Annotated in this window: 16 protein-coding genes, 1 tRNA gene, 1 pseudogene and 1 riboswitch; of the genes and pseudogenes, 14 read left to right on the top strand and 4 right to left on the bottom strand. The window is 48.3% G+C overall.

Annotated features, from left to right (window positions below; all coding sequences use genetic code 11):
* The 7 genes and pseudogenes from NDA01_RS03800 to NDA01_RS03770 all read left to right on the top strand — a co-directional run.
* A pseudogene (locus NDA01_RS03800) lies at positions 1–195 on the top strand (photosystem II D2 protein (photosystem q(a) protein)); the annotation flags it as partial.
* Positions 196–816: 621 nt separating this feature from the next.
* On the top strand, positions 817–1,095 hold the full coding sequence (locus NDA01_RS03795; RefSeq protein WP_348226919.1) for a 4a-hydroxytetrahydrobiopterin dehydratase: 279 nt from the start codon (positions 817–819) through the stop codon (positions 1,093–1,095).
* A 326-nt stretch (positions 1,096–1,421) separates the two neighbouring features.
* Positions 1,422–3,209 (top strand): iron uptake porin, encoded by a 1,788-nt coding sequence (locus tag NDA01_RS03790; RefSeq protein WP_190554862.1) that lies wholly within the window; start codon positions 1,422–1,424, stop codon positions 3,207–3,209.
* 265 nt (positions 3,210–3,474) lie between these two features.
* Positions 3,475–5,121, top strand: a complete 1,647-nt coding sequence (locus tag NDA01_RS03785; protein ID WP_348226918.1) for an iron uptake porin — start codon at positions 3,475–3,477, stop codon at positions 5,119–5,121.
* 155 nt (positions 5,122–5,276) lie between these two features.
* A complete protein-coding gene (locus tag NDA01_RS03780; protein WP_190433415.1) occupies positions 5,277–5,714 on the top strand; it encodes an RrF2 family transcriptional regulator in 438 nt (145 codons plus the stop codon).
* 169 nt (positions 5,715–5,883) lie between these two features.
* Positions 5,884–6,846, top strand: coding sequence for a cysteine synthase A (gene cysK, locus NDA01_RS03775; RefSeq protein ID WP_190563072.1), 963 nt, complete (start codon positions 5,884–5,886; stop codon positions 6,844–6,846).
* A 61-nt stretch (positions 6,847–6,907) separates the two neighbouring features.
* Entirely contained in the window at positions 6,908–7,630 is a 723-nt protein-coding gene (locus NDA01_RS03770; RefSeq protein WP_190554865.1) for a J domain-containing protein, read from the top strand.
* Between the two features lie 67 nt (positions 7,631–7,697).
* Here NDA01_RS03770 and pirA read toward each other — a convergent pair whose 3' ends face one another.
* The 3 genes from pirA to NDA01_RS03755 form a co-directional block, all read right to left on the bottom strand.
* Positions 7,698–8,105, bottom strand: a complete 408-nt coding sequence (pirA, locus tag NDA01_RS03765; RefSeq protein ID WP_348226917.1) for an arginine synthesis PII-interacting regulator PirA — start codon at positions 8,103–8,105, stop codon at positions 7,698–7,700.
* 42 nt (positions 8,106–8,147) lie between these two features.
* Positions 8,148–8,242, bottom strand: a riboswitch (Glutamine riboswitch).
* Positions 8,243–8,419: 177 nt separating this feature from the next.
* Positions 8,420–9,616: a tetratricopeptide repeat protein gene (locus NDA01_RS03760; protein WP_348226916.1), complete on the bottom strand. Its 1,197-nt coding sequence runs from the start codon at positions 9,614–9,616 to the stop codon at positions 8,420–8,422.
* Between the two features lie 327 nt (positions 9,617–9,943).
* Positions 9,944–11,020, bottom strand: a complete 1,077-nt coding sequence (locus tag NDA01_RS03755; protein ID WP_348226915.1) for a peptidoglycan-binding domain-containing protein — start codon at positions 11,018–11,020, stop codon at positions 9,944–9,946.
* 204 nt (positions 11,021–11,224) lie between these two features.
* Here NDA01_RS03755 and bchH point away from each other — a divergent pair, with 204 nt between their 5' ends.
* A complete protein-coding gene (gene bchH / locus NDA01_RS03750; protein ID WP_348226914.1) occupies positions 11,225–15,007 on the top strand; it encodes a magnesium chelatase subunit H in 3,783 nt (1,260 codons plus the stop codon).
* Positions 15,008–15,194: 187 nt separating this feature from the next.
* Entirely contained in the window at positions 15,195–15,443 is a 249-nt protein-coding gene (locus NDA01_RS03745) for a hypothetical protein (RefSeq protein ID WP_348226913.1), read from the top strand.
* A gap of 171 nt (positions 15,444–15,614) precedes the next feature.
* On the opposite strand, the gene NDA01_RS03740 is transcribed toward NDA01_RS03745, so the two are convergent.
* Positions 15,615–17,111 carry a CAP domain-containing protein gene (locus NDA01_RS03740; RefSeq protein WP_348226912.1) on the bottom strand — a complete coding sequence of 499 codons (1,497 nt, stop codon included), beginning with the start codon at positions 17,109–17,111 and terminating at the stop codon, positions 15,615–15,617.
* A 324-nt stretch (positions 17,112–17,435) separates the two neighbouring features.
* Here NDA01_RS03740 and NDA01_RS03735 point away from each other — a divergent pair, with 324 nt between their 5' ends.
* From NDA01_RS03735 to NDA01_RS03715, 5 genes are all read left to right on the top strand, one after another.
* Positions 17,436–17,651 (top strand): hypothetical protein, encoded by a 216-nt coding sequence (locus NDA01_RS03735; protein WP_190433432.1) that lies wholly within the window; start codon positions 17,436–17,438, stop codon positions 17,649–17,651.
* 135 nt (positions 17,652–17,786) lie between these two features.
* Complete coding sequence (gene gshA, locus NDA01_RS03730) at positions 17,787–18,938, top strand: glutamate--cysteine ligase (protein ID WP_348226911.1); 1,152 nt, start codon at positions 17,787–17,789, stop codon at positions 18,936–18,938.
* 347 nt (positions 18,939–19,285) lie between these two features.
* The gene (locus tag NDA01_RS03725) at positions 19,286–19,765 is read left to right on the top strand and encodes a tRNA (cytidine(34)-2'-O)-methyltransferase (RefSeq protein ID WP_348226910.1); all 480 of its coding nucleotides are present in this window, start codon (positions 19,286–19,288) and stop codon (positions 19,763–19,765) included.
* 796 nt (positions 19,766–20,561) lie between these two features.
* Positions 20,562–22,952, top strand: a complete 2,391-nt coding sequence (locus NDA01_RS03720) for a peptidoglycan DD-metalloendopeptidase family protein (RefSeq protein ID WP_348226909.1) — start codon at positions 20,562–20,564, stop codon at positions 22,950–22,952.
* Between the two features lie 177 nt (positions 22,953–23,129).
* A tRNA-Met gene (locus tag NDA01_RS03715) sits at positions 23,130–23,202 on the top strand.
* Positions 23,203–23,206: the final 4 nt, after the last annotated feature.

The raw sequence follows: 23,206 nt of genomic DNA, 5'->3' as shown, positions 1-23,206 counted from the left end.
CTAGCGCTGAACCTGCGAGCTTACGACTTCGTGTCGCAAGAGATTCGCGCAGCGGAGGACCCTGAATTTGAGACGTTCTACACGAAGAACATCTTGCTGAACGAGGGCATCCGCGCTTGGATGGCACCTCAAGATCAGCCACACGAAAACTTTGTCTTCCCTGAAGAAGTACTACCTCGTGGTAATGCTCTGTAATTGTGTTTCTGAATGCTAGCTGAGCCGTTTTTGGTTTGGCTAAACCGACGCCCTTATCTTTAATTAGATAAGGGCTTTTTTGTAGACACACATCTCTGAATTCGTGTGTTATCTTAGCTAAAGGTGAATGCACCCGGAGCTTTAAGCTCTGCCTTCTAAGAATTAATCCGCTTAGGGACCAAAGGAGGTGATGCCCATGCAAGATAGTAGTAAATGCCTGGGTCGTCAGGTTGAAGTTAGCCGGCTGCGTGCCGGGGCTGTTCTCTAACAGTTAGCCACAGTTGATCTAGTCTCTAGAAAAACTGAGTAACTTTAGTTACTAGGCTGACAGGGAGTCCCTCCCGGCAGTCTGGTTTCAATCTGAAGACCCGCTACACCGCTCTCACTCTACGGCTGCAATGAGTTTCTCAAAGCGCCTACCTAGTGAGAGCGGATAGTTTTTTAAATGGTTATTTAATTTCTTAGATCTAAGTTTTTGCGATCGCAGCTTAGTACTGCAAAGTTCGGAACGCAGCGACACATAACCCGACTTTGCTGAAGTAAATCTTTTGTCTAACTTGTCTAAAATCTTAGAGCGGTTTTACTGAAAACTATCAGATTTCTCATTACGAGGAGTTAGGTATGGCTCCACTACTAAGCCAAGCAGAGATTCAAGCACAGGCTCATTTACTTTCTGGTTGGGCCGTTGAGGGAAAAACTCTTCAGTCTGTTCGTAAGTTCAAAAATTTCGTTGAGGCGATCGCTTTTGTCAATAAATTGGTTGAGCCGGCTGAAACAGCGGGTCATCATCCAGACCTGGAAATCTCCTACAACAAAGTCATAATCACCCTAACAACTCATGACTCAGGTGGGCTGACTCAGAAGGATTTTGATCTAGCTCAACAGATTTCTCGCATTTAATCTACCGTCTTAACTGCTTATATTTTTTAGTAGTAATTCACAGCAGCCTAGGCGTCTTCGCATATCAAGTTAGGAAATCTTCAAAAGTTCTCGACAATTTTCGGCTGATAAAGTTAACGTTGAATTGAAGAATCCGCTGGTTTTTGCTAAAACTGTAAGCTAAGACACACGATCGTGGTCCTTGTTCAACCATTTTGAGAGATCTGGTAGATCTAATTTCAAAATACTTGGGAACAATTACGAAACGTCGTGAGTCTCTATCGTAGACTAGTAGATAGATGGCTTAGCTTAGTCGTCCTACAGCAGGTGTGAGGAGAACAAAAAGAATGTCAAAGATTCTGTGGAAATCATTATTGGTTAGCCCTGCTCTCTTGGGTACCGTTTTAGCAGTTTCTTCAGGTGCGATCGCCGCAGAAGCTGGAGTAGTTGCTGAAGCAGCTCAACCCCAAGTTACAGCAGCTCAAGATTTGGCTCCCGTAGCTGTTTCTGCTCAGCCAGCAGCTCCAGAAGCAGAAGTAAGCCCCGTTTTTGCGACTGTTCCTAGCCAAGCGCAAGCGCCTACTCAGATTGCGCAAGTTCCAGCCAACACTTCTTCCCTCGATCAAGTTAACAAGTACACCAACGAGGGCAAACAGAATTCTGTTGCTCAAGTTACCTCTGTTTCTCAACTATCTGACGTTCAACCTACCGATTGGGCTTTCCAAGCACTGCAATCCTTGGTTGAGCGGTATGGCTGTATTGCTGGTTATCCCGATGGTACCTACCGTGGCAACCGGGCAATGACTCGTTATGAGTTTGCAGCTGGTCTGAATTCCTGCATGGACCGCGTTAACGAACTCATTGCGGCTGGTACTGCCGACCTAGTTACCAAGGAAGACCTAGCTACCCTACAACGCCTGCAAGAAGAGTTCTCTGCCGAGCTAGCCACTCTCCGGGGCCGTGTAGATGCCCTAGAAGCTCGCACGGCTGAATTGGAGGCTAATCAGTTCTCCACCACTACCAAGCTAGTTGGTGAAGCAATTTTTGCAGTCACCGATGAGTTCAACCAAAATCTTTCTAACAACCCTGTTCTGCAAGATCGGGTTCGTCTAGACTTGCAAAGCAGCTTCACAGGTAGAGATGTCCTCCACACCCGTCTCGCTGCTGGTAATGCAACTGGTTTCTCAACAGACTTCGACAACAATGGCGTTCCTGACACCGTTACAGCTGAGGGAACACAGCAGTTTAACATCGGTAACACTGGCAACAATGACATCGTTTTAGACTGGCTGTCTTACTACTTCCCTCTAGGAGACAATATCAACGTCTACCTTGCAGGAACAGGTGGAATTCACAGTGACTATGTTTACAGCACTACCAATCCCTACCTAGAAGACTATGACGGCGGTAATGGTGCGCTCTCTGCCTTTGGTCAAGAAAGCCCCATCTACCGGATTGGTGGAGGAGCAGGTGTCGGTATCAACACCAAATTTGGTGATGCTATCGCTCTTAGCCTTGGCTACCTAGGTGGTCCTGATGCTGCTAACCCCTCTGAGAAGAACGGCTTATTCGATGGTAACTATGCTGCTCTGGGTCAGTTAACCTTCTCTCCTGGCGACAATCTGGAGTTGGGCTTAACCTATGTTCACGGTTATCACAACACCGGAACACCTATTTTCAACTTGGGTAGCGCTACCCAAACCGTCACAGGTAATGCCCTGGCAAACGGTGGTGGATCTGATGGTGGCCCCAGAGTTACCAACTCCTATGGTGCGCAAGCCTCGTTTAAGGTTAGTAATGCCTTGGCTATCAACGGCTTCTTCGGTTACACCAATGTGATCAACCTACAGGAAAATAGCCGGGATGTCTGGTACTACGGTCTAGGTTTGGCTCTGCCTGACTTTGGTAAGAAGGGCAACCTCCTCGGTCTAGTTGCGGGTGTTGAGCCCTACCTAGGTAGCAAGAACAATGATGTTGAAGATGATACCTCTCTGCACCTAGAGGGTTTCTACAAGTACCAGTTGAATGACAATATCTCCGTCACCCCAGGTGTAATCTGGATTACAGCTCCTGGCCAAAACGAAGCTAATGATGACATCCTCATCGGTACTGTAAGAACAACTTTCAAGTTCTAAGCCGAAGAAGAGAAGTTTTCATTCTCTTAATCAGCTAATCATTCAGCCCCACTGCTAGTGGGGCTTTTTTATGTCTTCTTCCAAACTTTACTAATCAACCTTTAGTGGTAGAGTACTTAGATAGGCTACTTAAATTAAGTAGCCTATCTAAGTGTGGATGTGCTTTAAAGAACATAAAAATCAATCTAAGGGTGCTAATTTTGCTCTTAGAGTTCTGTTTGGTCTATTGAGACCGTTCTAATTTGGTGTGAGGACGTGGAAGTTGATGTCTAAAATTTTCTGGAATTCTCTGCTGATTACTCCAGCGGTTTTGGGTGCTACCTTGGTCGCTTCTTTGTCTGCGATCGCTTCTGAAGCACCGACTGCCCCTACCTCTGTATCTTCTCTGGATCAACCCATCGCTGTAGAAACCAGCGATAACGGTCTGGCTCAGGTTACTTCAGTATCTCAGCTCTCTGACGTCCAACCTACTGATTGGGCTTTCCAAGCATTGCAATCCTTGGTTGAGCGGTATGGTTGTATCGCTGGTTATCCTGATGGCACCTATCGGGGTAATCGCGCCCTGACTCGTTATGAGTTTGCAGCTGGTGTTAATTCTTGCTTAGACCGGATCAATGAATTGATTGCGGCAGGTACCGCTGACCTGGTTAGCAAAGAAGATTTAGCGACTCTACAGCGGTTGCAAGAGGAGTTCTCTGCTGAACTCGCTACGTTGCGCGGTCGGGTAGATGCATTGGAAGCTCGCACGGCTGAACTAGAAGCGAACCAGTTCTCCACCACTACCAAGCTCACTGGAGAAGCTATTTTCGCTGTCACCAATGCTTTTGGTGATCAAGGGCCAGGTGGTGCAGAGCTAGATGACGAAACTGCTCTGAGCGATCGCGTTCGTCTCAATCTAGATACCAGCTTCACTGGTAAGGATCGCCTAAGAACTCGTTTGCAAGCAGTCAACGTGCCCGAATACGGCACTGATAGAACTGGCACCAACATGACCCGTTTGGGCTTTGATGGTGAAGGAGAAAATGATGTCAACATTCAGAAGTTGTTCTACCGCTTCCCTTTAGGAGACAACACGAACGTTATCCTTGACGCTACAGGTGCTGAGTTCTATGAGAACATCGACACCATTAACCCCCTGTTTACCAGCAGTGGTAGTGGTTCGATCTCTCGGTTTGGGCGCTTCAACCCAATTTACCGCCAAGGGTCGGGTGGAGCAGGTCTTACTGTAAACACCGGTTTTGGTAAAGCAGTGTCTGTATCACTGGGTTACCTAGCAGATAATCCTCAAACTCCTAGTGAAAAGGCAGGATTATTTGACGGTCCTAATGCAGCATTGGCTCAAGTTGCGTTCCGTCCTTTTGAGGCCCTGAGTTTAGGGTTTACGTATGTTCGGGCCTACGACCCAGGATTTGGAGTCGAACTTGATGAAAACGGTGAGCTGGTACCACTAGTTAACGTCACTTCTTCAACAGGTAGCCGCCTTGCGAGAAGACCTTTTGGTAATGTTGCCACCGCAACTGACAACTTTGGCGTTGAAGCTAACTTCCGTCTTGGTTCTAAAATCTCTCTAGGAGGTTGGGTTGGCTACACTGAAGCTCATGCCCAAGCTGGTGCGCTTGAGGGTAGCGATGCAGAAATCTGGAACTGGGCAGCGAATGTAGGTTTCACTGACTTAGGTAAAGAAGGGTCACTGCTTGGTGTCATTGTTGGTATGCCACCTAAGCTAACCGATGTTGATGGCAATCGCGCTGACGATGCCGACACCTCTCTCCATCTAGAGGCGCTGTATCGTTATCCTGTCAACGACAATATCGACATCACTCCTGGTTTGCTTGTGATCTTTAATCCTGAGCACAACGATGCTAACGATACCATCTATGTTGGTACGCTTCGGACTACCTTTAAGTTCTAGTAATTCCTGGGTAGGCTGAAATTCTTTTGAGTGGCCTCGCTGATACGCGGGGCCTTTTTATTGCAATTACTTAAACCTCTAAACCCCAGTGGAGAACCGGGGTATAATGTAAGAATATTAAGCCTTGTTAGTCGCTCTCTATTCCTACTTTGCTTGTGGAACTCTCGTGTAAAAGTGAATATGCCTTGCTAGCTTTGTTGGAACTAGCAGCTCATTACGGTAGTAGTGAGCCTTTACAGATTCGGCAGATTGCAGCTCAGCAAAACATTCCCGATCGCTACCTGGAACAATTGTTAGCAACCCTTAGACGTTGTGGCCTAGTTCGCAGTCAAAGAGGAGCCAAGGGAGGTTACTTACTGGCTCGTGAACCTTGGAAGATTACACTTTTAGAAGCCTTAAACTGCATTGAAGGGCTGGACACTCAACCAATGGAGAATGGTTCTACAACCAAAACCGTGGAAAGTTCAGTCATCTGGGACATTTGGCAAGAATCGCGGCAGGCTGCTGACGCTGTGCTCCACGGATATACACTTCAAGACCTAGCGGAACGGCGAGATTCGCGGCAGCAATTGGACATTATGTATTACATCTAAAACTCTACAGAAGCTCTTATTGCTTACTTCAGGCAATAAGGCCAAAAGCTTAATTCAAGCTTTAGTCAAGAATATTGCTTTGCTGAGTTATCCAGGTTAGCACTGCTAATATTTGCTCTTTCTACTTCAGTCCTTCAGTCCACTCCTACGTCAACCCCAGAGTCAAGCCATGCGTATCGCTCATGATGTTACAGAATTGGTTGGTCACACTCCTCTAGTGCAACTCAACCGTGTTCCTCAAGCCGAGGGATGCCTAGCTCGCATTGTGGTCAAAATGGAGGGCATGAACCCGGCGTCGTCTGTGAAGGATCGGATTGGCGTCAATATGATCAACGCAGCAGAACGGGAAGGATTAATTACACCGGGCAAAACTATTTTAGTTGAGCCAACTTCGGGAAATACGGGTATTGCTTTGGCGATGGTAGCTGCCGCTAAAGGGTATCGATTAGTTTTGACCATGCCAGAAACCATGAGCTCGGAGCGACGAGCCATGCTGCGAGCCTATGGAGCGGAATTAGAGCTGACACCTGGTATTGAAGGGATGGGTGGTTGCATTCGCCGAGCGCAACAGATTGTTGACTCTACGCCCAATGCCTATATGTTGCAGCAGTTCCGCAATCCTGCGAATCCTCAAATTCATCGGGAAACTACCGCAGAAGAAATTTGGCAGGACACGGACGGCGAAATAGATTTCTTAGTGTCTGGGATCGGTACGGGGGGTACTTTGACTGGTGTTGCGGAAGTGATTAAACAGCGCAAATCCAGTTTTAAGGCGATCGCGGTTGAACCTGTTAATAGTGCTATTTTGTCTGGAGGCAAACCAGGTCCACACAAAATTCAGGGTATTGGGGCTGGCTTTGTACCGCAAGTCCTCAAAGTTGACTTGATCGATGAAGTGATTGCCGTTGCTGATGAGGATGCGATCGCTTATGGTCGCCGTTTAGCTCGCGAAGAAGGTTTGTTGTCAGGAATTTCGAGTGGAGCGGCTCTCTACGCAGCAATTCAGATTGGCAAGCGACCGGAAAATGCAGGACGCTTAATCGTCATGGTGCAACCGAGCTTTGGAGAGCGCTACTTGAGCACACCCCTATTTCAAGACTTGGAACCCAGTCTCTCGACAGCAGCCACTTGAGCTGTTTTTTTGGCTCCAGTTACATCCCAAGCAATGTAGGGCTACAAGCTAAAATAGCCCTATGGGAAATTCCAATCACTACGACACGCTGGATATTCCTCAGGCGGCGACTCAGGTAGAAATTAAGCAAGCCTATCGCCGCCTAGCGAAGCAATTTCATCCAGATAGTAATCGGGCTGTCACTGACCACGAGCAGATTAGTCGGATCAACGCTGCTTATGAAGTTCTTAGCGATCCGCAGCGTCGTCAGTCTTATGACCAAGAGCTGGCTCATCGGTTATACGGCACTAGATTTGACACGGAGGGAATGTCTCCTGGCGATCGCCAAAGACGAGCTGCCGAAGTACAGAAGCGTTATCGAGAGCAGTACCCCACTGGTCAAGCAGCGGATGAACACCTACAGCTATGGCTAAATCAGGTTTATGCACCTGTAAATCGACTGCTATCTCGAATTCTCAGAGCTTTAGCTGAAGAAATAGATGAGCTATCAGCTGATCCTTTTGATGATGAATTGATGGAAGGATTCCAAGAGTATTTGGAAGATTCCCATACTGATTTGAGCCAAGCTCAGAGAACTTTTCGCTCCATGCCCAATCCTCCTAACGTAGCGGGTGTAGCGGCTCATCTCTATCACTGCTTAAACCAGGTGAGTGACGGTTTAGAGGAGCTAGAGCGGTTTACATTCAATTACGACGACCACTACTTGCACACGGGGCAGGAGTTATTCAGGATTGCTACAGGGTTACGCCGAGAAGCTCAGGCTGCGATCAAGAACCTGGCTTGATGGAGGACCCACTAAAAAAGCCTGAAGCTGCACACTCCAGGCTCTGATTGATTCGGATCAAAATTGGTTAAACGATTTGTTGGAGTTCAGACTCTAACATACCGATCAACCTTTGATCTCCTAGATTTTTAGCAACTTGCAAGCGTCGCTCTAGGCTACGGTAAATATTTGTCCGATGCGTCTCTTCAACTTCCTTCAGTACCCGCTGTCGTACATTTTGCACAGGTTTTACTTGGCTAGCAGCCGTTGCGGACTGAGATGCAATTAAATCCTCCACTTGCATTGGGCGATGAGTGGAATAGGAAACGCCTCGATACTTTAGGTCCAAAGGAGTTTGAGGCACGGGAATGTGCTTCGGATAAGGATATTGCAGCCGCAGGTTTTGTCCACGATATTTTCCTACGACATCTCCTTCCAACATTTGAAAGGTAGGTAGCTCAGACTCGTATTGAGCACCACGGTATGACAGTCTCATGCTTTTCGCCTCTAACTTCGTTGCTTAATGGGGTTAGGATGAGGCGCGTTCCTTCGGGATGGCTCCCTACTTCCGTCCCTCTCGATGGCGAAATAGCCAACTCAGCAATAAATGAGACACCAAGAGAGATGAACGTAACTATATTCTGTATCTTAATTTACAGACTAGGCACCAAATGTGATTCTTTAGTAAATTTTATTAATTATAAGTGTTGACCTGCCACTAGCCTTAGGCATAGAGCAAGTTGGTATAACTAGAGACAATCTTGGTGGTAGCCATAGAGGCATGTGTCACCATGCCTCTGCTGAGTCTGGTTAGGGATTGGCTGCTCTGAGCACCTGAATCCAATCGAGTAAGAAAAGATTGCCAATTTTTTCTGCCAGTATCTGGGCTTCTTGATAGAAGTCTCTGGCCCAGTCTGACTGCTCCAATTCTGCCCAAATTGCCCCAATATTTGCCAAAGTTGTGATCTCACCTGGGCGATCCTCTAATTCTCGGTAGAGGATCAAGGCTCGATTGTAAAAATCCAAAGATCGCTGAGGTTGTTTCAGGTCTCGGTAGGCAAAGCCAATATTGTTGAGGGTGGTGGCTTGTCCTGGGCGATCGCCTAGGGTTTCCCGAATTGCCAGGGCTTGGTGATAGAGGTCTAAAGCTTGGTGTAACTGACCTGCATCGCGATAGGCAAAGCCAATGTTATTAAGTGTGGTAGCTTCGCCAAAGCGATCGCCCAAGTCTTGTCGAATCAGCAAAATTTGATTGTGAATCAGCAAAGCTCGCTGAGGCTCACCCAAATCGCTATAGACAGAGCCAATGTTGTTGAGGGCTGTCGCTTCTCCAGTGCGATCGCCTAATTCCTTTTGAATTAGGAGTGCTTGCTTGAAATATTGCAATGCTTTGCGGGGCTGGCTTAAGTCACTGTAAATCAAGCCGATATTATTCAGCGTTGCTGCTTCTCCCGCCCGATCGCCCAACTCACGCCGGATCGGTAGGATTTGGTTGCATAACAGTAAAGCTTGCTTCGGCTGACCCAAGCGAATGTAAGCCAAGGCAATGCTGTTTAAGGTAACTGCCTCAACTCGGCGATCGCCCAATTCTCGAAAGATCGCAAGAGCTTGGTTGAAAAACTCTAAAGCTCGTTGAGGTTCTCCTAGCTGGCTATAAACAGAGCCAATATTGTTAAGCGTGGTCGCTTGGCCAAACAAAGGTAAAACCACGGTTTGCGGAAAACACTCTCCTTGGACTTCCAACTGGGGTTGGCCTAAGGCGCGTTGCAGCACTAAAGCTTGCTGAAGAAATTGCAAAGCTTGCTGCGGTTGCCACAACCGAATATGCGCTAACCCGACTTGATTCAGAGCGATCGCTTCCTTGGGCGTGTCACCCAAAGTTCTAGCTAATTCCAGGTTTTGCTCAGAGAGGGTTAGGTATTCTCGAAATTGATTTTTACCGTAGCAAGCGATCGCTTGGTTGCGGTGCTGTTCCCATGCCTGTACAGGACTTGAAGACTTCTCCATTAATGCGCTTCCAGGGGAGATTAGGTGAGCTGACATTACTGCCTTCAGCTTTGCCTGTCAGGGATGTAGAGGAGCGATGCAATAGTATGGCTGAGATTGAGGGCACTTTCTAGTAAGTGACCCATTCCCGTAATTTTACATACTTAATGCAGCCTTTGAAGTGCCCTTTCAGTTTGGTGAAACCAGTGTCATCTATCTTAGGGTATAGGAGCAATTTAAAGCATCCGCATACGAAACATACTTTAGCTAGATTGACTAAAGTTTTAATGGTTATTTCGGTTTCGGATTAACAGCTGATTTATTTCTGACCTAATTTATCTCTGCGGTCTAGCCGCCGTTGACCGACCAGTGCGGCGGGTCGCCTAGCAGCTTATACACTCCATAAGAAGCTCCGACTTTCATCAAAGCGGGATTCTCGCCATCGCGAGGAGCAGCAATACTCACTAGTTGACCGCTGCTGTCTCTGATTTGCAATGTCCCTTCCCAACTAATGAACCAATCGATCGCCAGGCCTTGCGTATGCAGCGATCGCAAAGCTACAGGGTTAGTACCAATGCTGTAAGCATCAATCATTTGCTGAGCCGCTTGCACAGAGCCAGCATTGGTGTAATGCACCCAGTCAATATCTACCCCCAGCATGGCGGTCACATCTTGAGGCCGAATTTGGGAACGGCTAATTTTGGCCGCAAAATGCATCAGATAAGCGCGCTCCGGGGGACGCAGCGTATTAGTAATTTCCATTTTTGCCCCTGCTGCTCGCAAGGCTTTCTCAAAGGCCTGAACTCGCTGTCGAAACGGCGAAGCTAAATCCTCTATAGAATTAGTTGCCAAGAAAAACTTTACCCAGTGGGGACCACTTAAGCGAAAGCGCAACTTTTTGGCATAGTCATCAATCAAGGCGATCGCAGCATTGAGATCTGTCCCCAGTTTTTGCTGGGTCGTGGCTGCTAACCGCTGTTGCAAGTCATCGCGAAACCGGACATCCCTTTGTTTATATACTTGGGCTAAGCCTTTGCTGCTCAGGGCTCCAAAATCGCCATCCACGGTGAGGGGAGGATTCAGTTGGGCGATCGCGTTGAGGCTCTTTTGCAAATCCTCGACCTCAGCTATGCCAAAGTTGAGGTAATCCAGCAGCAGAGAAGCAGAGAAATTCGGCACTTTAAATAACAGGCCTTGCTGGAGTGCTAGAGCATAAGTAGCCTTGTCCACGACTCCTGTGACAGGGAGATTATTTTTTTGTTGATAGTTGCGAGTTGCCGTATCGGTTAGCCCGCCGAAGTCTTCATCTACTGCTCCGAGCGCAAACTGGGCTCCTTTGAGAAAGCTTTGCCAAGCCCCCACTGCTGGCCCTTCAGACCCGCTCTGGAGTACAGGTAATCCTAAAGCAGCAATATTAAATGTCATAAATTTCACCGGACGCTAGGCAATCCAAAGGTTGTCATCTATAAATATGCGTTCAACTCTACTGCACTCCTTTGATAAAACTTTAGACGATTAAAAATTGATCACAAGCGATCGCGAATTCCCTAGGACGGCCCTACTTAATTAACCTCAAACTGAATAGGGCTTTTATGATCAAGGAGAGGAGTTCACTGGTTAACTTTGGGCATGCAACGCATTGTATTGATGGCTGGGTTTGAGTCTTTTAATGCGGACCTATACCGCAAAGCTGCTCAACTGGCGCAAGCTCGTTGTTCAGAGTTAGAGATTTGCGTATTTAGCGATCGCGACCTCACCACCCAAGCAGAAGCGATCACAGCGGCGCTTGAAGGGGCAGATGTCTTCTTTGGTAGCTTGTTGTTCGACTACGACCAAGTGTTGTGGTTGTGCGATCGCGTGCAGCAGATTCCGATTCGCTTGGTGTTTGAGTCAGCGCTGGAATTGATGAGCCTGACCAAGTTGGGCGACTTCGCCATTGGTGACAAACCCAAAGGCATGCCCAAACCTGTCAAGTTTATTCTCGACAAATTTGGCAGCGGCAAAGAAGAAGACAAACTCGCAGGCTACCTCAGCTTTTTGAAAGTCGGCCCCAAACTCCTCAAATTTGTCCCAATTCAAAAAGTTCAAGACCTCCGCAACTGGCTGATCATCTACGGCTACTGGAATGCAGGCGGCCCAGAAAACGTTGCATCCATGTTTTGGACGATCGCCGAAAAGTATCTCGGTTTAGCGATTGGTAAAATTCCTGCCCCGATTGAAACCCCGAATATGGGGCTGTTGCATCCTGACTATCCAGGTTATTTCGAGTCTCCCAAACAATATCTAGATTGGTATCGCGATCGCGGATCTGTCCCTTCCGGTAAGGGTGGGCTTAGCACCGAATCTTCGGCTAGCAATTCTTTCTCTACAAACACTACTCTCCCTGTTGTTGGCATCCTACTGTATCGCAAACACGTTGTCACCAAACAACCTTACATTCCACAATTGATTCGCCACTTTGAGCAGGCAGGTTTAATTCCGCTGCCAATTTTCATCAATGGAGTAGAAGGGCATGTGGCGGTGCGCGATTGGATGACAACTGCTTACGAGCAAGCCCAGCGATCGCAAGGCAATACCGAAACGCCATCCCTCTCGAAAGAGGCTGTAGCAGTGGATGCGATCGTTTCTACAATTGGCTTCCCGTTAGTGGGTGGTCCTGCGGGTTCTATGGAAGCGGGACGACAGGTAGAAGTGGCGAAGCGGATTCTCAGTGCCAAAAATGTCCCTTATATCGTCGCGGCTCCCTTACTGATTCAAGATATTCATTCTTGGACGCGGCAGGGAATTGGTGGGCTGCAAAGTGTAGTGCTGTATTCCTTACCAGAGCTTGATGGCGCGATCGATCCGGTGCCGTTGGGTGGTCTGGTCGGCGAAGACATTTATCTGATTCCTGAGCGAGTCCAACGCTTAACGGGACGCTTGAAGCGCTGGATTGAACTAAGGCGCACCCCACCCAGCGATCGCAAACTAGCGATTATTCTCTACGGGTTTCCCCCTGGATATGGAGCTGTGGGAACGGCTGCTTTGTTGAACGTACCGCGATCGCTGCTGAAATTCCTGCAAGCTTTGAAAGACCAAGGTTATACGGTTGGGGACTTGCCGGAAGAGGGCGAGGAACTAATTCGTCAGGTTAAAGCCGCCGATGAAGTCTTTAGCGATCAGGAGGATACTCCAATTACCTTGGTGAGCGATCGCCAATTAGAAAAATGGCTGGGCTTCCTAAAAACTAGCCGCATTGAGAAACAGTGGAAGTCGCTGACGGATAGCGGCATTAAAACCTGTGGCAATCAGTTCTGCTTAGGTGGCATTCAACTCGGCAATATTTGGATTGGGGTGCAGCCCCCACTCGGCATCCAAGGCGACCCCATGCGTTTGATGTTTGAGCGTGACCTCACACCCCACCCGCAGTACGCCGCTTTCTACCAGTGGTTACAACACGACTTTCAAGCTAACGCGATCGTCCACTTCGGGATGCATGGCACCGTGGAGTGGCTGCCAGGTTCGCCCCTGGGCAATACAGGCTATTCTTGGTCAGATATTCTGCTGGGCAACCTGCCCAATCTATATATATATGCAGCGAACAATCCATCTGAGTCGATTTTGGCAAAGCGGCGGGGCTACGGCGTACTGATTTCTCATAATGTGCCACCGTATGGTCGCGCCGGACTCTACAAAGAATTGGTGACGCTACGGGACTTAATCGCCGAATATCGCGAAGACCCCACAAAAAACTATGTCCTCAAGGAAGCGATCCTGAAGAAGATTGGTGACACTGGCTTAGACGCGGATTGCGCTTGCGACGAAGCCAAGAAGCTGGGTATCTCCCTCACTCCCGAAAACGCCAAACTCTTCAGCGCTGAGGTGTTCAATCGCTACTTGCTGAAGCTGTACGAGTATCTGCAGGTTTTAGAAAACCGCCTCTTCTCCACGGGGCTGCATACGTTAGGAGAAGTGCCTAATGCCGAAATCGTAGAAGGCTACTTGAACGCTTATTTAGGCGAAGAATTGCCAGAACAGGCGATCGCTCAAGTTTCTGCTGGTGCTGACCTCAAATCGCTGACCCAACAATTTGACCTTAACGGCAAAACTCCCAAACTCGAAGCAGCCGTGCAAGTTCGAGACTTACTCGCCCAAACTTCTGACGAGTTAACCAACTTATTGCGAGGCTTAAACGGGGAATATATTCCTCCCGCTCCTGGTGGTGACTTGCTGCGGGATGGCCCTGGTGTCTTGCCCACAGGCCGCAACATCCACGCTCTTGACCCCTACCGAATGCCCTCCCCTGCTGCCTACGACCGAGGCCGCGTGATCGCCCAACAAATCATTGCCCAACATCTCCAAGAACACCACATCTACCCCGAAACTGTGGCCGTGATGCTCTGGGGCTTAGACGCAATCAAAACCAAAGGCGAATCTTTAGGTATTTTGCTAGAACTCGTCGGCGCGGAACCCGTCAAAGAAGGCACGGGTCGGATTGTCCGCTACGAACTCAAGCCTTTAGCCGAAGTCGGTCATCCCCGTATTGACGTACTCGCCAACCTCTCTGGCATTTTCCGCGATAGCTTCGTCAACATTATTGAACTGCTCGATGACTTGTTCCGTCGCGCCGCCGAAGCCGATGAACCGGAAGACCAAAACTTTATTCGCAAACATGCGATCGCCCTCCAGGCCAAGGGGGTAGACAATGCCTCAGCCCGCTTGTTCTCTAGCCCTGCCGGAGATTTTGGCTCTTTAGTCAACGATCGCGTGGTGGATGGCAATTGGGAATCGGGCGACGAACTCGGGAGTACCTGGCGCGATCGCAACACCTTCAGCTACGGTCGCCAAGATAAAGGCCAAGCTCGCCCGGAAATTCTCGATACGCTACTCAAAACCACCGAGCGAGTCGTTCAAGAAATCGACTCCTTAGAATACGGCCTCACCGATATTCAAGAGTACTACGCCAACACAGGCGGCTTGAAACGAGCTGCCGAACAAAAACGAGGCAAAAAGGTCACCACTAGTTTTGTGGAAAGCTTCTCGAAAGACAGCACCCCTCGCAGTCTCGAAGATTTACTACGCCTGGAATACCGCACCAAGCTCCTCAACCCCAAATGGGCGGAAGCAATGACCGCACAAGGTTCTGGGGGTGCTTTCGAAATCTCTCAACGCATGACTGCCCTAATTGGCTGGGCTGGTACTGCCGACTTCCACGAATCTTGGGTCTATGACCAAGCCGCCGATACCTACGCTCTCGACGCAGAAATGGCCGCAAAACTCCGCCAAGCCAATCCCGAAGCTTTCCGTAACATTGTCGCCCGGATGCTCGAAGCCAACGGTCGCGGTTTTTGGAACCCAGACCCCGAAAAACTCGCCCAACTCCGCCAACTCTACGAACTTACCGACAAAGAACTGGAAGGGGTAACGGTTTAGTACCTAAGGGCGATCGTCATTCATTATGACTGTATTGTGGTCACACGAAAATGATCAGAGTAAATTAGCAAATCCATCCACATCAATACTTCTTAAAGTTTTAAGTAGTTTTACCATTCGCACGTACACACTCTTTGGTTAGCCTTGAGGCTGAATGGGTTCGCAATCAACTACGAGGAAGTAAGCAATGTTAGATACACTTGCAAAAGCTCCGATTCAAGCTACATGGGGTTGGCTTCAAGGTTCGTTAGCAGGGATAGTAAGTTCCCCAGAAATGCTAATGAAGGGCTTACAAGCAGCAATGTCCCTAATCGCAACAGGTGTACTGGCTCTTGCCGCAGGATGGTTCATTGCTGTTAAAGCAACTGAAGTAACCATAAACATCACGGCTACAGCAGTTCACATTAGTGCGTCTGCTATATCAAAGTCAGTTTAAGAAGTGATGTCTTCTACTTAGGTCGTTTCATTAGGAAATGGCAAAGATCTATTTAGTAGAATCCATACCGTAACTTTAGCGACCATCTTTACTTCGTAGAATAAGGTTGGTCGCCTTTCTGTTTTTAATCAAACCTCTATCTCTCCAAAGCGCGATCGCCCCACTCAACCTCTAGCGTCCTTCTTGATATTCAGTGGCATACTCCATCACGCACATAGTGGTGTAGACAGCATGAGAACCACAAGCTACCCCTGTGATGCGGTAATCGGGTTTGAGAATCGCTTTACGATGACCACGATCTTTGACTCCATCATCGATCAATAGTTGGATGACATGCCACTTTGCCTGATTCATCGGGCTGTAACTGATGTTTTCGCCTGTCAGTCCTTTCCAGGTTCCATAGCGACTAATCCGCTTGTCTGGCTTGCTGCCATCAGTACCATAGTGTCCAGCTTTTCCAGCAGGCCCTAAATCGTTCACATGGTCTTTTGCCCCCAAAGACATTCCTTTAGAGAAACTCAAAACGGACATCGATTTAGTAGCTTTCAGGGCTTGGATTGCTTCCTCCACAGCGCTGACCCCCTCTTCCGTTTCCATCGGAGTTTGCCCAGGCAGCTTCAGCAGTTTGCCCTCAAAATATTGCCTCAAATTTTCTAGCTCAGCAGCATAGGTAGCAGGATTCGATCGAACTCTATTTGTTTCCTCAAAAATTGCTTGCTCTTCTGGCGATAGATAGCTCTGTGGAAATCCAAGCGTCGTTGGGGTCGAAGCAGGAAGTGTCTTGGCAACAGCTTGAGATTTTGTTTTTGGCTTCGTTGGAGCCGCGATCGCCTTATCTACCTGCGCTACTAGTTTTGGTGTTGTCTTGGCTGACTGCCCTTGGGAAGCATTATTGTGCTTAGGGTTTGTTGCGGGTTGAGCCTTGGATGTTGCAACTGTTCCAGATTTCTCTGCATATTCCGTTGACGACTCAATCACACACATTGCGCCTCTGCTGGCATGAGGGCCACAGGCTATACCGATGAAGCGATTCTTCGGATTAAGCAATTCTCCTCGCAAACCTCGATTGGGGTCGCCATCATTAATGACCAACTGCAAAACTACAGCAGCAGATGTTTTTTTCCCGTAGCTGAGAAGCTCGACAAATCCACCTTTAAAGGTGCCATAACGTTTAGCGCGATCGCTTGGACTGCTGCCATCAGTGCCAACGCTACCTACCACACCCTGAGCACCCGTATCAGCTACATGATCTTCAGCAGCCTGGGACATTCCTGCTGATAGGGCCATCGGTGGCATGGGTGGCATGGTTTGCAAAGTAGCGATCGCATCTTCTAACGCTCCCCCACCTTCGCGAGTGCGGATTTTATCTTCTCCTGGTAGAGCCAGAATATTTCCTTCATAATATTGGCTCAGGCTCTCTAGCCAGTCTGCATAACCTGTGGGATTGGTACGAACTCGGTTAATTTCCGCCAACACGTCTGCCGTTAGGACATTTTGGGCAGGAATCGCTTGGGCAACGCGAATAGAAGCCTTTTGGGAGCTGTTGAAAATCGTTTCAGCGAGCGCTGGGGTGGATGGCCCAAAGATTAAAAAGGCAGGCGTCGCTGCAGCAAATGCTACTAACAAACTGAGAGGTGCTCTCGTACCTGAATAACCCCAATAGCGCATAACTGACCTCAATAATGCTGAGCTGAGAGAAAATATGCACAGCACTATATCAGTGAATTTTTAATAAGTCCTTGTAGTTTTTACTACGTTCATCAATTTCATAGCAAGTAGAGAAATTGTGTAAAGACTTTAACAAGTCAAGCTACTGGCTGATATCAGATGAGCCAATACTGGAGAAGGTAGGCAGTCTTTTCTCTACTCAGTGTGGTACTAAAAAAGCGATTCCGTTTGCCTAGCTACATTTAAGCCCTGGGATAGGGATTCCTCGCGCAGACCGAGTCTAAGCTAGGGCATACCAAAATTGTTTTAGTTGAGGAAACATATATGCCCGGCGGTCATGCTAGCCACAAAGGCGCTTCGATCAAACCTAATACAAATGCTAACGGTGTCATGGATGATGCGAGTAATCCAGGGGTAGACCCTCAAGCAATCCTTGACCAACCAGAAGGTTATCCTTTTGATGCCCAAGGCCAGGGAGAAGAAGAGACCAACCCTGCAGCTCTTGAGCGTGGTCCTAGCCCTTCCGAGGATGCAAAATAATCGTAATTTGCGGTAGAGCGGAATAGTCAGCAGCTCTACCGTACAAATTGCTGTTTTTAGCTAGGTATCGCTGCATTTCTCCGCTTTCCTTGATACTAGATAAAGAAGACTGCCTAGCTCCATTGAGGAAAAGCCGTGCTGCTATCAAAAGGTTTTGAAGTAGAGCTGTACACAGGAACCCCCCAGGGCGACATCGTGGGATTGTCCGACAAGATTGTGGCAACCTTAGATGGGTTTGTGCGCGAGCCTGATAGCCGCAATGTTGAGTACACCACTGCTCCCTTGTGCCGCTATGAGCGCTTACTCTGTGACTTAGTGCGTCCTCGCGTGGCACTACGACGCTATCTCAAGCAGTTGGGCGACTATACCCTGCTACCAGGTAGCACTTTGTCTTTGGGGGGGAGCGATCGCTTCTGTCGCTCCGATCCAGGCAATCCTTACCACGGCTATATTGAGCGCACTTATGGCACTAAGGTCGTCACAGCCAGTATCCATATCAACGTCGGCATTGCTGAGCCAGAGCTGTTGATGCGAGCTTGCCGCTTGATTCGCTTAGAAGCTCCTCTATATCTAGCCTTAAGTGCGTCCTCTCCTTTTTTAGATGGTCAGGCGACAGGCTACCACTCTACTCGCTGGGGACTCTTTCCTAAAACTCCCGCTCATGTGCCTCTGTTTGAGAGTCATGCTCATTTCATTCAGTGGACGGAGGCGCAGCTCGTAGCAGGCACGATGCAAAATGTACGGCACCTTTGGGATTCTGTCCGACCCAATGGCGATCGCCGTCCTTATAATCTCAATCGCCTGGAACTGAGAATTTGTGATTTAGTTTCAGATCCGATCGCTTTGCTAGCCATTACCGCGCTCTTAGAAGCTCGTCTGCAACAACTCATTGCTGACCCCAATCTTGATCCGCTCACAGCGAGCACCTTACCCGCTACAACTCGCGCTGAAGATTTAATTGAACTGACGAATGCCAACGAGGCTGCGGTATCCCGAAACAGCCTAGATGCAGAACTGAGGCATTGGCAAGACGGCAGAACAATTTTGGCTAGAGATTGGATTGAGCAGCTCTATCAAGAAGTATGGGCGATCGCTAAACAGCAGGGATTTAGCTGCTTTCTCCTACCACTGAAAAAAATCTTACGAGAAGGCAATGAAGCGCAACAATGGTTGAAATTGCATGAATCAGGTATGGATAGCCGCATAGTAATTAGTCAAGCTATTCAAGCAATGGCAGAGCAGGAGGGAGCTTTAGAACTTGAGTTGTGCCAGCCTATCGCCGCGTAGTTATTCACCTGAGGCATTGCAGCTCTGAGCTTAGTGCCTTTAGTTTTCCACTGTAGTTATTGATCAAGTAATGTTTCAGCTCTTAAAGGCCAGGACTGCCAGCTTTAGAGATTCTTCTTTTAGCAAAACAATCCTGGCTGAAGACCAAAAGAAATTGTTTGTAGCCCAGAATGCCAAAACAGGGGTATTAAACTATCGAAGATCCGAATCATGAATGAATTGATCGATCAGGATCTTTAATCACCTTGCTTTCTTTCTGGAACTATTAAAAAAATATATAGGTTCGTCTACCAAAAGGTAGACTTTTTTGTGTTTTCAGCGAGTAGTATCAGCACAAATTACTCTTTATGCCCCAGGTTGTCTTAGTTCATCCCCAAATCCCCCAAAATACGGGCAATATCGCCAGAACTTGCGCTGCTACGGGTACAGAACTGCATTTAGTGGCCCCTCTAGGCTTTGAAATCACAGATCGCTATCTGAAGCGAGCAGGTCTGGACTATTGGCCTTACGTTAAGTTGCACTATCACGGCTCTGTAGAGATTTTCCAGGCTTACTCTCGACCTAAGGGAGGCCGCTGGTTAGGCTTTAGCGCTAGAGGAAGCTGTAGTTATATTGAGTACCAATATCAAGTCGATGATTGGCTGCTGTTTGGCAGTGAAACTCAAGGTCTGCCCGCAGAAGTTTTAGATATGTGTGACCAGGTGCTCTACATTCCTATGGGGCAGCCTCACGTTCGTAGCCTTAACTTGTCCGTGAGTGCAGCCGTTGGTTTATTTGAAGCGCGCCGTCAATTGAGTGACCTTAGCGTTAAGCCTGAGCAGCCTTGACAAGTTCATTTTCAGGTAAGCGATCGCTTAATTCTTATATTGCGATTGAGTAGTCATTTCTATTCAATGACTCAACTCTCTGTTAGAAATGGAAAATCAGAAAGTAGTTCTATGGTAGGCAGTTACAGTTGGATAAAATTATTTCGTCGCACAAAATACAAAATCTATCCGGAAGCAATAAGAAATTCCTATAAAAAATTAGATGAGATCACCCAATCTACGCTGTGAATTTTGATCACTTTGTCATGGTCTTATCCTGTTCCATCCGAAAACTGCTGTAGCGATCAAAACAGACGGGTTTGCTCTTGGGAACCTAAATCCCAAATTTTTAGTTACCTTAATCTGGGTGCATGATTCCACGGTTGATGTTCACCAAAACTTCACGTAGAGTCACGTCTGTAGTTAAGTTGAATCCTGTACCCCAGCTCTGAGACGGCTGAAAAAAACCGTTACTGACGCAATGACAAACACTAGTTTTTGGGCAAGCAATCTGAAATCTGCACTTGATTTAGCAAACGAGAGAAGTGCGTTAAACTTCAGTTTGATTAGCTCTTCAAGAGAAACTGCAACTCAATTTCTGAGACAGCAAAACCCCTTGAGCTGGACTCAAAAATCGACTCTTGAATTTTTTGTTAAGTAGTGTAAGCTTGTCTAAACCAAAAAAGCAGGGTAATCTTGCCTAGGTGTAATTGCCGTCAGTGATCTTCGTCTGTTTTCAATGTGATTTGCATCATTGACTGACGACGGATCGAGTGAATTGAGGACAGTTAAGCGCTGGTCATTAGGAGGTCGTTCTTTGAAACGAGCATTTCCGCAGAAGGTCAAGTCTGTTCTTTCCCACACACCAGGAAGTGATGTGGCTGATGAACAAAGCAAGCAGGGGCCAACCGAGGTCAATCGTAAGGCTTGCACCTCTGCTGCCATGATTGGATTAGCAATCTCGATGGGTGCGTCCAGTTTATTACTGCCTCGGCAAAACGATCGAGCTGTGGCAGCAGAACCGTTGACTGTTGAACCATCGGTTGCAACCGTTCCGGCTTACGAAGTTGCAGCTCTCTCAGCTACCCCAGAAATCGAGCCAGCAGCAGCTACACTGCCTGTGCCAGAGTCTTCTGCTATCAAGCACAGTGTGCAACCAGGCCAGACCCTGTGGCAAATTGCTCGACTCTATCAAGTTGATGCTACCGCGATCGCTACCGCTAATGGTATCGCCCCTAGCACCACCCTAGAGGTTGGTCAGATTCTACAGATTCCTTCTGTCTCCTCTACTTCCACCTCTTACGAGGTTGCTTCAGCCCAGTTGGAACCAAGCCCCACGCTTGATCCCACGGCTGAGCTACAAGTAAACGAACCCAGCATTGCTTCTGTAGATCAAGCTGAGGTTTTGAAGGAACAGCAAGACATCGCTCTCGATCGCTTAAAGCAAAAGCGAGATGAGCTGAAAAATAGTCTGGCGGAGTTACGGTCTGAGGAAAGTCAAAGTTTAGTTAATAGCAATCAAGTTGCGACAGCTTTCGCTGAGGAGTCTGATGCCGATGGTGCAGCAAGCCAAGTAACTGCCACTGCATCTCCTGAAACTCCATTGGCAGCTGCAGAGGTGGCTCAAGCGAAAACGCAACCTCAAGAGCCTCAAGTTGTTGCAGCGACCGAAGTACCACAAGCAAAACCAGTGGTCACCCTCGCTGAACTTGCTCAAGTACCTACTCCGACTCTGGAGCCTAAGGTGGTTGAGTCCAAAACCAATGAGTCCAGCTCTGTAGTAGCGACCGCTCAGGGCACGAAAGCTTTGAAACCAGAAGCTGAGACTCAAGTCATTATCGAGTCTCAGGTATTTCCCGCTCCCAGCTCTGTAGTGATTCCGGAGGCCATGAGTGAGCCTCAGGTTCCAACAGCGGTTGAGCAAAGCGCTTATCGGGTCGGCCCTGGGGACACCTTGGATGCGATCGCTCGGAATCATGGCATCTCCAGAGCAGAACTGATTCAAGCCAACCGAATCAGCGATCCGAACTACATCCGAGTTAATCAGGTGCTCACAATTCCTCAAGTCAAAGAGGGCACTTTACAAATCGCTACTACGGCTGATGTCACCAACGGAACGGCACCAACCTTAGTCGCTTCGACCAGCGGTGTTGCTGTCCCCACCATGCCAGTTGTGGGAGCTAGCCTACCTAGCACCTCTGCTGCTGGCGCTAAATCCGCTGAATTCCGAGGCACGATCGCAGCCGTACCCAAGCAAGCGATCGCTACGGAGAAGGCGGCTGAAGGCCAAGAGGGCACCAAGGTAGCAACAGCTCCACTGAGCAATGCACCTTTCTCTGAGAAGCCAAGCAGCTCAGGAGCCTCGTTTAACCCAGACGCAAGCAACAGCCCTTACATCAACAACTTGAAATCCGAGATTATCAAGTTGCGTGAGAAGTACCGAGCTACTGGGTCATCTAAAGCCACCGCTACTCAGGCTAATGTGCTGAAGACAGTGCCTTCTATCAGCGCTGCTCCATCTCAGAAGCCTAATGCTAGCCCTGTAACAGCTAGGCAGGTCAATCCAGAATTCAGCCCTAGCCGCTACACAGAAGCTCTACAAGCCGAAATTCGGACGCTCCAGCAAAAGCGTCAGTCTGGGCAATCTTCAGCTCCTACAGCGTCTAATACGGTCAAGCCAGAAGCTAGCCAAAAGTTGGTTGCGGCGGCTCCCCTAGGTTCAGACTCATATGATCCTCTAGTGAAGCCTTTAGTGGGACAAACGGTGTCTCCTGATTTGCCACCTTTGGCGGCAGCCGATCGCTATCTGCCAGAAAACGCAGCTAGCTTCAAGGGTTATATTTGGCCCGCGAAGGGAGTTCTAAGCTCAGGTTATGGTTGGCGCTGGGGTCGGATGCACAAAGGAATCGACATTGCGGCTCCTGTAGGAACTCCTGTTGTAGCAGCAGCTTCTGGTGTTGTGATCACTGCTGGTTGGAATGAGGGTGGGTATGGCAACTTAGTCGAGATTCAGCATCCCGACGGTAGCGTTACTCTCTACGCTCACAACAACCGGATTCTGGTGCGTTCAGGCCAACAAGTTGACCAAGGTCAGCAAATTGCCGAAATGGGCAGCACTGGCTATAGCACAGGTCCTCACTCCCACTTTGAGCTCCATGCTGCTGGGCAAGGTGCTGTGAATCCAATGAAGTACCTCGCTAGCCGCTAATTAGCTCAAGCATGACTTAATCGATCATCGGGGAGGTCTTTGGCTTCCCCGATTGCTTTTATGGCTGTAACAGCTAGCCTAAATTTTTTAGATTTTTTTCAGATAAGGATAGCGATCGCTAACTTTTTTATGCTATTTTAATAAAGCGAAATCAGTCAGCACTGATGGATGCAGCTCGGCTCAGTAGCTCAGTGGTTAGAGCAGGGGACTCATAAGCCCAAGGTCGCAGGTTCAAATCCCGCCTGAGCCATTTT

It is taken from the genome of Trichocoleus desertorum AS-A10, from assembly GCF_039962155.1.
Lineage (GTDB): Bacteria > Cyanobacteriota > Cyanobacteriia > FACHB-46 > FACHB-46 > Trichocoleus.
Note: the sequence above shows the minus strand (reverse complement) of the source record. Positions and strands in the feature narration are given on the sequence as shown.